The sequence below is a fragment of the Cognatilysobacter tabacisoli genome, assembly GCF_003586305.1.
GTDB lineage: Bacteria > Pseudomonadota > Gammaproteobacteria > Xanthomonadales > Xanthomonadaceae > Cognatilysobacter_A > Cognatilysobacter_A tabacisoli.
On the sequence record NZ_KZ987400.1, the window covers coordinates 19,269 to 31,518 of the forward strand.

The 12,250-nt window shown below is 72.3% G+C and carries 12 protein-coding genes; 4 read left to right on the plus strand and 8 right to left on the minus strand.

The features are described from left to right. Positions 1–91 precede the first annotated feature (91 nt). Positions 92–940, plus strand: coding sequence for a polyamine aminopropyltransferase (gene speE / locus D3A60_RS00085; RefSeq protein WP_119716702.1), 849 nt, complete (start codon positions 92–94; stop codon positions 938–940). 82 nt (positions 941–1,022) lie between these two features. Here speE and D3A60_RS00090 read toward each other — a convergent pair whose 3' ends face one another. Next, on the minus strand, positions 1,023–1,361 hold the full coding sequence (locus D3A60_RS00090) for a P-II family nitrogen regulator (protein ID WP_119716703.1): 339 nt from the start codon (positions 1,359–1,361) through the stop codon (positions 1,023–1,025). Between the two features lie 200 nt (positions 1,362–1,561). Between D3A60_RS00090 and ubiK the strand changes: the two genes are divergently transcribed. Both ubiK and D3A60_RS00100 read left to right on the plus strand, forming a co-directional pair. Next, positions 1,562–1,843 carry a ubiquinone biosynthesis accessory factor UbiK gene (gene ubiK, locus D3A60_RS00095; protein WP_119716704.1) on the plus strand — a complete coding sequence of 94 codons (282 nt, stop codon included), beginning with the start codon at positions 1,562–1,564 and terminating at the stop codon, positions 1,841–1,843. Positions 1,844–1,855: 12 nt separating this feature from the next. Then, positions 1,856–3,370, plus strand: a complete 1,515-nt coding sequence (locus D3A60_RS00100; protein WP_119716705.1) for a YifB family Mg chelatase-like AAA ATPase — start codon at positions 1,856–1,858, stop codon at positions 3,368–3,370. A gap of 39 nt (positions 3,371–3,409) precedes the next feature. Here the strand turns inward: D3A60_RS00100 and D3A60_RS00105 are convergent, their stop codons facing one another. The 4 genes from D3A60_RS00105 to D3A60_RS00120 all read right to left on the minus strand — a co-directional run bounded on the left by D3A60_RS00105 (position 3,410) and on the right by D3A60_RS00120 (position 6,506). Beyond that, complete coding sequence (locus tag D3A60_RS00105) at positions 3,410–3,877, minus strand: hypothetical protein (RefSeq protein ID WP_119716706.1); 468 nt, start codon at positions 3,875–3,877, stop codon at positions 3,410–3,412. A gap of 41 nt (positions 3,878–3,918) precedes the next feature. Then, positions 3,919–4,401: a hypothetical protein gene (locus tag D3A60_RS00110; RefSeq protein ID WP_119716707.1), complete on the minus strand. Its 483-nt coding sequence runs from the start codon at positions 4,399–4,401 to the stop codon at positions 3,919–3,921. A gap of 356 nt (positions 4,402–4,757) precedes the next feature. Further along, the gene (locus tag D3A60_RS00115; RefSeq protein ID WP_119716708.1) at positions 4,758–5,222 is read right to left on the minus strand and encodes a hypothetical protein; all 465 of its coding nucleotides are present in this window, start codon (positions 5,220–5,222) and stop codon (positions 4,758–4,760) included. Between the two features lie 87 nt (positions 5,223–5,309). Beyond that, a complete protein-coding gene (locus D3A60_RS00120; protein ID WP_119716709.1) occupies positions 5,310–6,506 on the minus strand; it encodes a putative peptide maturation dehydrogenase in 1,197 nt (398 codons plus the stop codon). A 221-nt stretch (positions 6,507–6,727) separates the two neighbouring features. Between D3A60_RS00120 and D3A60_RS00125 the strand changes: the two genes are divergently transcribed. Further along, positions 6,728–7,075: an NHLP-related RiPP peptide gene (locus tag D3A60_RS00125; protein WP_119716710.1), complete on the plus strand. Its 348-nt coding sequence runs from the start codon at positions 6,728–6,730 to the stop codon at positions 7,073–7,075. Between the two features lie 40 nt (positions 7,076–7,115). Here D3A60_RS00125 and D3A60_RS00130 read toward each other — a convergent pair whose 3' ends face one another. The 3 genes from D3A60_RS00130 to aceA all read right to left on the minus strand — a co-directional run bounded on the left by D3A60_RS00130 (position 7,116) and on the right by aceA (position 12,214). Continuing rightward, the gene (locus D3A60_RS00130) at positions 7,116–9,656 is read right to left on the minus strand and encodes a putative peptide modification system cyclase (protein WP_119716711.1); all 2,541 of its coding nucleotides are present in this window, start codon (positions 9,654–9,656) and stop codon (positions 7,116–7,118) included. Positions 9,657–9,678: 22 nt separating this feature from the next. After that, complete coding sequence (locus tag D3A60_RS00135; RefSeq protein WP_119716712.1) at positions 9,679–10,746, minus strand: GGDEF domain-containing protein; 1,068 nt, start codon at positions 10,744–10,746, stop codon at positions 9,679–9,681. Positions 10,747–10,915: 169 nt separating this feature from the next. After that, entirely contained in the window at positions 10,916–12,214 is a 1,299-nt protein-coding gene (gene aceA, locus D3A60_RS00140) for an isocitrate lyase (RefSeq protein WP_119716713.1), read from the minus strand. Between the last annotated feature and the right edge of the window lie 36 nt (positions 12,215–12,250).

Sequence of the window (12,250 nt, forward strand, 5' to 3'; positions counted from 1 at the left end):
GACGCCCGTCCCGCCGTCGGCCGCGGCACGCCGGGGCGTAACGGCCGCTCCGGTACAATCCGCGCCCCTCACGCACCCACCGGGACCGACGATGACCGACCAGCGCTGGCACTACGAGAACTTCGAACCGACCGGCTCGGCCATCGGGTTCCGCATCACCGGCAAGCTCGACGAGGTGCAGTCGCCGTTCCAGAAGATCGAGATCTTCGGCAGCACCGACTGGGGCAACCTGATGCTGATCGACGGCGCGCTGATGCTGACCGCGCAGGACAACTTCCTGTACCACGAGATGATCTCGCACCCGGCGCTGTTCACCCACGCCGCGCCCCAGCGCGTGGTGATCATCGGCGGCGGCGACTGCGGCACGCTGCGCGAGGTGCTCAAGCACCCGGGCGTGCAGTCGGCCACCCAGTGCGACATCGACGAGCAGGTCACGCGCATGGCCGAGAAGTGGTTTCCGGAGCTGTGCGAGTCCAACGGCGACCCGCGCGCGGAGCTGCTGTTCGACGACGGCGTGGCGTACATGGCCAACTGCCCGGCCGGCAGCGTCGACGTGGTGATCGTCGATTCCACCGACCCGGTCGGCCCGGCCGAGGGCCTGTTCAACAAGTCTTTCTACGACAGCTGCTTCCGCGCGCTGAAGGACGACGGCATCCTCGTCCAGCAGTCCGAATCGCCGCTGATGCTGCTGAAGCTGATCCGCGAGATGCGCACCGAGATGGGCAAGGCCGGCTTCACCGCGTTCAAGACGCTGCCGTTCCCGCAGCCGTGCTACCCGACCGGCTGGTGGAGCGTGACGCTGGCGCGCAAGTCCGGCAGCTTCGAGTTCCGCGATGCCGACGCGCGCGCGAAGGCGTTCGACACCAAGTACTACACCGCCGACATCCACCGCGGCGCGCTGAGCACGCCGCCATTCGTGGCGCAGGCGCTGGGCGAGTAATTCGCCCGCGCGAGGCCACCAGCGAAAAGCCCCGCTCGCGCGGGGCTTTTTTCGTACGCCGTCGCCAGCCCCGGACGCACGCTCAGAGCGCGTCGCCGTCGAGTTCGCCGGTGCGAATGCGCACCGCCTTGTCGAGGTCCCAGACGAAGATCTTGCCGTCGCCGATCTTGCCGGTGCCGGCGGCCTTCATGATCGCCTCGACGACGGTGTCGACCTGGTCGTCGGTCACTGCGACCTCGAGCTTGATCTTCGGCAGGAAGTCGACGACGTACTCGGCGCCGCGGTACAGCTCGGTGTGGCCCTTCTGCCGGCCGAAGCCCTTGACCTCGGTGGCGGTGATGCCGGCCACACCGGCCTCGGCCAGCGCCTCGCGCACGTCGTCGAGCTTGAACGGCTTGATCACCGCCATCACCATCTTCATCGCCACGCTCCGTTCGCACTGCCGCGCAGGATAGCGCCTGCGCCGCGGCGCCGTGCGTCGCGGCCGGCCGGAGCGCTGCGTACACTGCAGGCCCCGGCGCCGCGCGGATCGGACTTTTCCGACACGCCGGTTCGGCACCCGCCGACGGCGCGGATGCGCCCGGGCAGGCACGCTGGATGCACCCCGTTGGAGACGCCCCGATGATCGACCTCAGCCAGCTCGACGACCTCGCCCGCCGCCTCAGCGCGCTGGTGCCGCCCGGCGTTCGCGGCACGTTCGACGACGGCGTACGCGAGGAGCTCCAGCAGAACTTCAAGTCGGTGCTGCAGACCGGGCTGGCGCGGCTGGATCTGGTGACGCGCGAGGAGTTCGAGGTGCAGCGCGCGGTGCTGCTGCGCACGCGCGAAAAGCTCGAGCAGCTGCAGCAGGCGGTCGCCGACCTCGAGTCGCAGCTCGACCCGTCCCGCGCCCCGCGCCAGTAAGCGGCGCCCACCGTGAACCTCGCACTCGTGCACAGCCGTGCACGCACGGGCGTGCGCGCGCCCGAGGTCCGGGTCGAGGTGCACCTCGGCGGCGGCTTGCCGGCAATGTCGCTGGTCGGGCTGCCGGAGGCCGCGGTGCGCGAGGCCAAGGACCGCGTGCGCGCGGCGATCCAGTGCGCGCAGTTCGAGTTCCCGCAGCGGCGGATCACCGTCAACCTGGCGCCGGCCGACCTGCCGAAGGACGGCGGCCGCTTCGACCTGCCGATCGCGCTCGGCATCCTCGCCGCGAGCGGGCAGATCCCGCTCGACGCGCTGGGCGGCTGCGAGTTCATCGGCGAGCTCGGCCTGACCGGCGAGTTGCGCGCGATCGACGGGGTGCTGCCGGCCGCCCTGGCGGCCGCCGACGCCGGCCGGCGGCTGGTCGTGCCGGCGGGCAACGGCGCCGAGGCGGCGCTGGCGAGCCGGGCCGAAGCGAGCACCGCGCGCACGCTGCTCGAGGTCTGCGCGATGCTGCAGGGGCGCAAGACGCTGCCGGCGGCGGTCGCGCTGCCGGTGCGGACCGCGACCGGCCCGGATCTCGCCGAGGTGCGCGGGCAGGCGCAGGCCCGGCGCGCCCTCGAGATCGCGGCGGCCGGTGCCCACCATCTGTTGATGGTTGGTCCGCCCGGCTGCGGCAAGACGTTGCTGGCGTCGCGCCTGCCCGGTCTACTGCCGGCCGCCAGCGAGGAAGAAGCGCTCGAATCGGCCGCGATCGCGTCGGTCAGCGGGCGCGGGCTCGATCCGGCCCGCTGGCGCGAGCGCCCGTACCGCGCGCCGCACCACACCGCCAGCCCGGTGGCGCTGGTCGGCGGCGGTGCGCAGCCGCGACCCGGCGAGATCTCGCTGGCGCACCACGGCGTGCTGTTCCTCGACGAACTGCCCGAGTGGAGCCGCCAGGCGCTCGAAGTGCTGCGCGAACCGCTGGAGTCGGGCACGGTGACGGTCTCGCGCGCGGCGCGCAGTGCCGAGTTCCCGGCACGCTTCCAGCTGGTCGCGGCGATGAACCCGTGCCCGTGCGGCTGGGCCGGCGACAGCAGTGGACGCTGCCGCTGCAGCAGCGACGCGATCGCCCGCTACCGCGGCCGGCTGTCCGGCCCGCTGCTCGACCGCATCGACCTGCACCTGGACGTGCCGCGCCTGCCGTCGGCGCAGCTGCGGCCGGACGCGCCCGCCGGCGAATCAAGTTCGCAGGTGCAGGCGCGCGTGGTCGCCGCACGGGCGCGCCAGATCGCGCGCAGCGGCATGCCCAACGCCCAGCTTGGCCCGGCCGCGCTCGCCGCGCACTGCCGCCTGGCCGAGGCCGACCAGGCGTTGCTCGAGCGCGCCGTCGACGCGCTGCAGCTGACCGCCCGGTCGATGCACCGGATCCTGCGAGTGGCCCGCACCATCGCGGACCTCGCCGGGGCCGAAGCGATCGCTTCGGCGCACCTGGCCGAGGCGATCGGCTACCGGCGGGTGGAGTTCCAGGGCGACAGCCGCGCCGCCTAGCGTCGAGCGGCAGGATCGGCCCGAGTACTCCGCTGGTCGCTAGCCGCAGCGCGCACCGCAGGTCTTGGGGCGCTCCATCCAGTCGCGGGCGCCTTCGCGGGCCTCGCGCATTTCCGCTTTCGTCCCGCAGCGGGTCTGCTTCACGCCGGTGCCCATCACGCGCTCGCGCCAGCAGACGTTCTGGGCGTCGTCGCCTTCACGCGTATTGACGATCAGCGCGTTGATCCGCTCCAGGGCGTTCTCGAGCCGCACCTTCTCGTCCATCGACAGCGCATCGAAATCCGACTTGCCGTCGGCAAGGGCGAGAACCTCCTGCTGCGCGCGCTGCACCTGGACCACCTGCCTCGGCGTCAGCCCGCCATGCTTCCCGGCCGCCAGGTCGGACCTCAAGGCGTGCTGCTGCGCCACGATCCGCTGCAGGTCATCGCCAGCGGTGCCGCCGTGGGTGACGTCCTGCGCCGAGGCCCCGCTGGTCGCCGAGGCCAGTGCCAGTACCAGTGTCCACACGATCCGTTTCAGGGCTTGCCTCCTGACCGGCCACGCCGGCGCTAGCGAGCCTGTCCGCACGAGATGCCAGACGCCTGGTGCCCGCAGATCGAGGGCTCGCCCTTGAAGTCGCGTGCGCCCTCGCGCAGTTCGCGGATCTCGGCAACCGTCGCGCACCGCGTTTCGCGCATCGTCGTCCCGATCTTGCGCTCGCGCCAGCACTCCTGTCGGTCGTCCTCGTTCGCGTTGAGGATGGCCTTGACCTGCTCGAGCGCGTTGAACAGCTCGACCCGCTGGTCCTCGCGCAGCTGCTCGACGTCGGACACGCCGTCGAGCAGGGTGAAGATGCGGTCCTGCGTGGCGTGCAGCCGCGCCTTCTCGTCATGCTCGAAGCGCGAGTACGCGCCGGTCGCCGCCTCCGACGCCTCGCGGATCTCCTTCTGCTGCGACAGGATCCGGCTGACCTTCTCGGCCTGTGCGAGCGCGCCAGGCGCCATCGCGAGCATCAGCGCCGCCGCCGCGGCGGCCAACATCTGCGTCTTCATCCCGACCTCCTGATGGACCACTCTAGATTGGGGTTCGTCCCGCGCGAGCGCGCCGGCTGACCACGAATCGACTCGCACCGGACAGGCAGCTGCGCGTCTCCGTGACCGAAGGCGCCGAAGAGCCGTGCCCTCAAAGAGAGACGACGTCCCGGTGGACAACCGGCCGGCGGGAGTCCTCGCCACCACACGGGCCCGCCCGGGAGCGCGCGGCGAAGGACGTCCCAGCGCCCGGGGCTGCCCCGCGGCGGCTGCGCTGGACGCCCCCGACGCTACGCCCCTTGTCGCGACGGGGCAACGAGCACAAAAAAAGGGCGGCCCGACGGCCGCCCTCGCTTGGCGTTTCGGCCCGAGCAGATTCAGCGACTGCCGTCGATGCTCCCTTCGAGCATGCGGCGGCGCGCCTCTTCCTTCATCCGGGCTTCTTCGGCGGCCGTGCGGCAGACTCGCGTCAGGCGCGTGCTGCCGATCGTCTTCTCCCGGCGGCAGATCAGCTCCTCGCCTTCCGTGCCGTTGATGGCCGCCTCGATCCATTCGAGGGTGTTGAACACTTCGACGCGCTGGTGCTCGCTGAGGTCGTCGGCCGTGGTCTTGCCTTCCAGCGTCTTCAGCAGATTCGTCTGCTTCACCAGCAGCGCGGTGCGCTTGTCCGCGGACAGTGAAGCGTAGCGCCCGGTGCGTGCCTCAATCCCCTGTCGGATTTCGGCCTGCTGCGTCCGGATGGAGTCGAGATCGAGCGCCTTGGCTGCGAACGCGGAGGGCGCCGTGGCGGTCAGGAACAACGCGAGGGCCATCGTGGCCATCGGCTTGAACAACTTGCGCATGCTTGCGTCTCGGGGTGGAGTAGCGCGGAAAGTACCCGGTCGGCAGCACCGGCGTCGACTGCCGATCGGCATGGATCCGGCGACGACTCAGTCATGCGGCTCCGACGCGACGGATCGCCACACCCCGCCGCCCGGATCCAGCTCCGCATTCACCATCGCCTCGCCGCGCCAACCGAAGCCGCAGACCGCGAGCGCGCCTTCGTGGATCGGGTCGAGGCCGAACGCCCGTTCGAGCTCGACCTCGTTGATCGCGCCGGTGATGAATGCGCCCAGCCCGGCCTCGGTGGCCGACAGGTACAGCGTCTGCGACAGGTGGCCGGCCTCCAGCGCGACGACCCGGTAGCCCTTGGCGTGGTGGCGGTACTTCCAGAAGGTGCGGTCGAACCGGGGCGCGAGCACCACCAGCACGTGGGCGTCGGCGAACCAGTGCTGCTGGGCGACCATGTCCATCACGAATTCACGCAGCGGGCGGTCCGGTCCCGGCAGCGGCTCGAGGGCGTGCTCGGTGGCGCCGTAGTGGTACAGCCCCGGCGCCAGGCCGTCGACGTGCTGGACGATGAAGTAGGCCTCCATCGGGTGCAGGCCGCCGCCGGACGGGACACTCTTCTTCAGGAACACCAGGTCCTCGCCGACCCGCACGTGGCCGTGGGCGGCGAACACGCGCTGGACCAGCTGGGCGAACAGCGCCAGCGGCACCGGTCGGGACGGGTCGAAATTGCGGCAGGTCGTGCGGCGGGCGAGCAGCGCGTCGAAGTCGTTCGGCGCCGGGCGCGGCAGCGGCACGCGCGCCTCCGGCGCGGCGCGGCGCGCCGCTTCGACCGGCGGCGTGCCCAGCACCCCGCGCATCGCCACGGCGGTTTCGGTGCCGGCGTCCTTCGAGTTCTGCACCGTGTCGACGCCGCTCCAGCGGGTGAAGGCGTGCAGGGTCGCGGCCAGCGGGTGCCAGTACGCGCCGCGCAGTCGATCGTCGCGCGCGCGGGCACCGCCGTGGCCGCCGCCGTCGTCACCGTCCACGATCACCAGCCCCGCCGCGATGAGCCGCGCCAGCGCCGGCCGCAGGCCCGGCGCCACCGCATCGACGTCGACCCATTGCGCCGGGCTCAGCTGGCCGAGCAGCTCGCGGCCGTCGGCGTCGACCTCGACCTCCTCGCCCAGGTGCGGCGCGAGCGCCAGCCACCGGCGCGTGCGCTGCAGCCCGTCGCCGCCGGCCAGCAGCACGCCGAGGTCGAACTGCGCCTGTTCGCGCGGCTCCAGATAGACCACGGCGCAGCGACGGATTCGCATCGGTGGCACTCCACGGCGGAAACCGGTTACGGTGCCTGCACCCGACGGCGGAAGGAAGCGCCCGGTGGACAGAAGCGGCCGCTCGTCGACGCCCACGCCGTTGCTTTGCGCAGCGGCCGCCCCGGGTGTGACCCAGGGCCGCGTCGCCAGAATCCACCGCGCCGCGACGTTGCGGGTCGGCCATCACGGCCCGTCCGGGCCAGCAAAAGGGGACATTGGGGATGACCATCAAGACCACGACTGCGCCGCTGGCGCCGGCGGTTGCCGACCGCCTGCTCGACCTGCTCAGCACCGACGACCTGTTCCGCGAGCGCTTCCAGCGCGATCCGCTGGCCGCGCTTGCGTCGATCGGCCATGAGCCCGAAGCGCCGTCGCAGATGACCGCGTGCGGCGAGACGCTCGGCGCGATGCCGCAGCCGTTCGCCGAGTGCAAGGTCCAGGAGCTCGCGCCGAAGGAGACGATCGCGGCCGCCCGCGGCGAAATCCGCGCGATGCTGCTGCGCGGGCTCGCGCAGGAGACGCCGAAGCTCGACGCCACGCTCGGCCCGGACCGCTTCGTCCGCAAGTGATCCATCCGCCCCGCGCGGTCGCGCGGGGCGCGTCAGCGGATCAGCCCCGGCTGTCCGTCGCCGGCTTGGGCGGCCGCGTCGACGCCGCGGCCGTCTGCGGGCGCAGCGCGCGCGCGTCGGCCACGTTCAGCGCCTGCAGGCAGTAGCCGCACGGGTTGTCCACGTAGGCCAGGCCGCGGCGGCGCTGCAGCCACTCGGACTGCGCGCGCGCGGCGTCCGCCTGCCCGGCATCGCGGTAGGCCTTCATCAGCGCGACGCGGGTCTGGTAGCGCTCGTTGCCCGACAGCAGCGGGGTCAGCAGGTCGATGGCGACCTGCGGCCGCCCGCCCAGCCGCACCTGCTCAGCGCGCACCACGGTGGTGAGCTCGGCGACCGCCGGCAGCGCGGCGAGGTCCCGGCGCGACGACAGCGCCGCGAGGACGTCGGTCGCGACCCGGTCGTCACCGTCGCGCAGCGCGACCAGCGCCGCGCCGAGGGCGAGCGCCGCGTCGGCCTCGGCATCGGGATTGAACCCGGCGGCCAGCGCGGCGAGCGCGGCGTCGGCGACGCGCCGCGTCGACGCCAGCGCCGCGCGGCGGTTGCCGGACAGCGATTCGACCACCGCCGCCGGCAGCTGCAGGCTGCGCGCGTCGTGGGCGCTGCCGGCCGCCAGCGCGACGCCGGTGGCGGCCAGCGCGCGCGCCTGCGCCAGGTCGCCGCGGTCGACCGCGAGCGAGACGCGCTCCAGGTAGGTGTGCCGGTCGTCCTTGCGCAGCTGCCGCTCGAAGCGCGCGGCCGCGGCGAAGTCGCCGCGCGCGGCCTCGACCGCGACGCGACGGCGCAGCGCACCGCGGTAGCCCTCGGCGATGGCGCGGTCGAGGTCGCGCGCGGCCGCCCGGTAGTCGCCGAGCGCCAGGTGCGCGCGGCCAATCGCGTCGTAGTCGATGCCGACGTCGACACCCTGCGACGTGGCCGCGGCCTGGGCAAAGCCGAGCGCGTCCTTGAACCGGTTGTCGACCGCAAGCCACAGCGCGGCGTTGGTCTGCGCCGCGGCGAAATCCGGGTACAGCCGCGCCAGTTCGACCCACTTGCCGGTCGCCTCGGCCGGCGCGTCGAAGCGGGCGGCCCACGCGTCGAGGTACATCGCCTCGCGCGGCGCCAGCCGCGCCTTCAGCGCCAGCGCGCGGCGCAGCGGCGCCACCGCGCCGGCAGTGTCCATCTGCGAATAGCGCACGCGCATCTGGCCCATCCAGCCGAGCGCGAACTGCGGGTCCAGCGCTGTCGCGCGCTCGTAGAACTGCAGCGCCTGCTTGAACTCGCCCCGCCCGTAGGCCTTCTGCCCCAGCGCGTACGCACGCAGCGCATCGAGGCTGGAGGTGGTGACCTGCGGCAGCGGCGCGGAGTCGCGCTCGACCGACTGCAGGTTCTCGCCGAGCTTGCCGCGCAGCGCGGCGGTGACGCGGTCGATCGACTGCAGCGTCGAGCCGATGCCTTGGCCGTCGGCCGATTCGGAATACACGGTCGCCTGGGAGTGCGGGTCGATCACCTCGGCGCTGACGCGCACGCGCCCGCCGAGTTCGGACACGGTCGGCAGGATCACCGCGCGCGCGCCGTCGCGCAGCGCGATCTCCGAAGCGACGCCGCGATCGAGCGCGGTGTCCGGCGCGCGCTGCATGCGCGCCAGCGTCTCGCGCGACTTGAGGTCGCTGAGCACGTTGACGTGGCGCGACTGCTCTAGGCTGATGCGGAACGCCTGCTCCAGCGAGTCGTCGAGCAGCGGCTGGCCGGTGAGGTTGCGCAGGTCGCCGACGACGACCCAGTCGCGGTCGCCGAACGCGATGGCCGGCTGCGGCCGGGTCACGAACCAGCCGCCGATCGCGAGCCCACCGACCACCGCCGCCTGCGCGGCCAGCGCGGCCGGCCGCCGCCACAGCGGGATGTCGCGCCACGCCTTCGGCCCCGCCGGCGGCGCGCGCAGCGGCGCGAGCCCGGGCTCGCCGACCTCGAAGATTTCCTGCGGCTCGGGAACGCCCTTGAAGCGCCAGCGGCCCCACGATTTCCACAGCAGCTGGTGGCCGCGCTCGCCGAGCTCGCGCGCGGCGCGGTGCGCCAGCGGCTCGGCCACCGCCGACAGCAGCACCTGGCCCGGGCGGGCCATCGTCATCAGCCGCGCGGCCATCGGCTTGGCCAGGCCCTCGACCTCGAGCGGCTTGGCGCCGATCCGCACCGCCTCGTCGCTGTTGCGCCAGGTCAGCACCTCGCCGACGTGCAGGCCAGCGCGTGCGCGCAGCTCGATCTTGCGCGCGCGGCCGAGCTCGGCCAGTCCGCGCACGTAGTCGAGCGCGAAGCCGAGCCCGTCGATCGGCCGTTCGAACAGCAGCAGCAGGCCGTCGGAGCGGTCGATCAGGCGGCCGCGCCAGGTCTGCTGCAGCACCAGCACCAGCGTGTCGTGGGCGCGGAACAGCTCGGCGGCGGCGGCGTCGCCGAGGCGTTCGACCAGCGCGGTCGAATCGCACAGGTCGGTCAGCAGGATCGTCCGCAGCTGCGGCGCGCCGGTCGGATCGGCGGGACGTGCGTTCGGGCTGTGGGGGACGGCGCTCATGTCCTTCGCGCGCTGGCCCGCATCACGCGGGCGACGGCACGGCCTCCTGCCATTCGATGCGGTTGCCGCCGAGCCGCTTGGCCCGGTACAGGGCCGCGTCGGCCTGCGCGTACCAGTCGTTCCAGTCGCCGTCGCCGTTGATCAGGGACGCACCGAGGCTCAGCGTGCACATCAGCGGCGGCTGGCCGCCGCCGCTCGGGCGCGGCATCTGGATCAGGCTTTGCGCGGTGCTGACGATGAACTCGGCGAAGCGCAGCACTTCGTCGCGGGTGTCGGCCTTGATCAGCAGGCAGAACTCGTCGCCGCCGAGCCGGCACGCCAGCTCGCCGACCCCGACCACCGACCGCATGATGTTGGCCACCGACTGCAGCACGCGGTCGCCGACCAGGTGGCCGTACTCGTCGTTGACCGCCTTGAAGCGGTCGCAGTCGATCAGCACCAGCCCGAGCCCGTCGAGGGTGCCGTTGCGGCGGCGGTCGAGCAGGTGCTGGGCGAGGCCGCGGCGGTTGTGCAGGCCGGTGAGCTCGTCGGTGCGGATCAGCGCCTCGGTCTGGTTGAGCTGGTGGGCGGTCGCGCGCAGGGTGTCGAGCGCGGTCTGCAGGTCCTGGTTGCGGCGGCGCAGCCGGCGGATCAGGCCCTGTTCGTTCAGCACCACGCGCATGATCGCGCGGCGCAGGAAGTACGACACCAGCGCCGGGTCGCGTTCGACCAGGCGGTCGAACTCGTCCTCGTCGAGTTCCACGAGCACGCTGTCGACGGTGACGACGGCATCGGCGCTGCGGGCGTGGTCGCCGATCAGCAGGCCGAGTTCGCCGAAGAATTCGTTCGGGCCGAGTCGCTTGCCGGTGAGGTCCTCACCGAAGTCGAGTTCGACGCCGCCGGAGGCGACCACGTACATGGTGGTGCCGAGGTCGCCGCGGCGGAACAGCACGTCGCCTGCGTCGCAGCGGCGACGGCGTCCGATCTCGGCGAACAGGGCGTACTCGGCGGGGGTCAACGACGCGACCGCCCGGTCCGCGGGGGCGGCGGCGGTGACGGTCTTTTCGATGGATTCGCGGAGCCGACCGGCGGCCGCGAAGTCGCCCTTCATCCCACACCCCCGACGGTGATCAGGCGCAGGATAGCACCGAGTCTCAAGGGGGCTAACGCGGTCGCAGGGCCCTACCGGCCAGCGCTGCAGGGCGGTTCGCGAATGCGCCCGGAGGCGCCGGGCCGAGCGCCCGGCGCCGCCTGCGGCGGGCGCTGCGTGCCTGACCCGGTCAGGCCGCCGCCTTCTCCTGGAACTGCTCTTCCTCGGTCGAGCCCTTCAGCGCCACGGTCGACGACTGGCCGCCCTGGATCGTCTGGGTCACGGTGTCGAAGTAGCCGGTGCCGACCTCGCGCTGGTGCTTGACCGCGGTGAAGCCCTTGTCGGCCGCGGCGAACTCGGCTTCCTGCAGCTCGACGAACGCGCTCATCTGCCGGCGCGCGTAGCCGTGGGCGAGGTTGAACATCGAGTAGTTCAGCGCGTGGAAGCCGGCCAGGGTGATGAACTGGAACTTGTAACCGTACGACGCGATCTCCTTCTGGAACTTGGCGATCGTCGCGTCGTCGAGGTTCTTCTTCCAGTTGAAGCTCGGCGAGCAGTTGTACGCGAGCAGCTTGCCGGGGTACTTCGCGTGGATCGCCTCGGCGAACTGGCGCGCGAACTCGAGGTCCGGCTTGCCGGTCTCGCACCATACCAGGTCGGCGTACGGCGCGTACGCCAGCCCGCGGCTGATCGCCTGGTCGAGGCCGTTGCGGGTCTTGTAGAAGCCCTCCACGGTGCGCTCGCCGGTCGTGAACGGCCGGTCGTTCGGGTCGATGTCGGCGGTCAGCAGGTCGGCGGCCTCGGCGTCGGTGCGCGCGACGATCAGCGTCGGCGTGCCCATGACGTCGGCGGCCAGCCGCGCGGCGACCAGCTTCTCGACCGCCTCGCGGGTCGGCACCAGCACCTTGCCGCCCATGTGCCCGCACTTCTTGACCGACGCGAGCTGGTCCTCGAAGTGCACGCCCGACGCGCCGGCCTCGATCATCCCCTTCATCAGCTCGAACGCGTTCAGCACGCCGCCGAAGCCGGCCTCGGCGTCGGCGACGATCGGCTGCAGGAAGTCGATGTCGCCCTGGCCTTCCGCGCACTGGATCTGGTCGGCGCGCAGCAGCGTGTTGTTGATGCGCTTGACCACCTGCGGCACCGAGTTGGCCGGATACAGCGACTGGTCGGGGTACATCTCGCCGGCGATGTTGGCGTCGGCGGCGACCTGCCAGCCCGACAGGTAGATGGCCTTGAGCCCGGCCTTTACCTGCTGCATCGCCTGGTTGCCGGTCATCGCGCCGAGGGCGTTGACGAATTCCTCGGTCTGCAGCGAACGCCACAGCTTATGCGCGCCGAGCTTGGCGATCGTGTGCTCGACCGGCACCGTGCCGCGCAGGCGCACGACGTCCTCGGCCGAGTACGGGCGGGTGACGCCGGCCCAGCGCGGGTTGGTCGCCCAGTCGTGGCGCAGTTGGTCGGCGGTCGGCAGCGTGTGGGTGGTCATGGCGGTGTTCCTTCAGGTCGGTGTGGGGACGGAACG

What these genes read in the sequence shown, in the direction of transcription:
- speE (WP_119716702.1), top strand. Translation starts at nt 92, where the DNA reads ATGACCGACCAGCGCTGGCACTACGAGAACTTCGAACCGACCGGCTCG.
- D3A60_RS00090 (WP_119716703.1), bottom strand. Translation starts at nt 1,361, where the DNA reads ATGAAGATGGTGATGGCGGTGATCAAGCCGTTCAAGCTCGACGACGTG.
- ubiK (WP_119716704.1), top strand. Translation starts at nt 1,562, where the DNA reads ATGATCGACCTCAGCCAGCTCGACGACCTCGCCCGCCGCCTCAGCGCG.
- D3A60_RS00110 (WP_119716707.1), bottom strand. Translation starts at nt 4,401, where the DNA reads ATGAAGACGCAGATGTTGGCCGCCGCGGCGGCGGCGCTGATGCTCGCG.
- D3A60_RS00115 (WP_119716708.1), bottom strand. Translation starts at nt 5,222, where the DNA reads ATGCGCAAGTTGTTCAAGCCGATGGCCACGATGGCCCTCGCGTTGTTC.
- D3A60_RS00120 (WP_119716709.1), bottom strand. Translation starts at nt 6,506, where the DNA reads ATGCGAATCCGTCGCTGCGCCGTGGTCTATCTGGAGCCGCGCGAACAG.
- D3A60_RS00125 (WP_119716710.1), top strand. Translation starts at nt 6,728, where the DNA reads ATGACCATCAAGACCACGACTGCGCCGCTGGCGCCGGCGGTTGCCGAC.
- D3A60_RS00130 (WP_119716711.1), bottom strand. Translation starts at nt 9,656, where the DNA reads ATGAGCGCCGTCCCCCACAGCCCGAACGCACGTCCCGCCGATCCGACC.
- D3A60_RS00135 (WP_119716712.1), bottom strand. Translation starts at nt 10,746, where the DNA reads ATGAAGGGCGACTTCGCGGCCGCCGGTCGGCTCCGCGAATCCATCGAA.
- aceA (WP_119716713.1), bottom strand. Translation starts at nt 12,214, where the DNA reads ATGACCACCCACACGCTGCCGACCGCCGACCAACTGCGCCACGACTGG.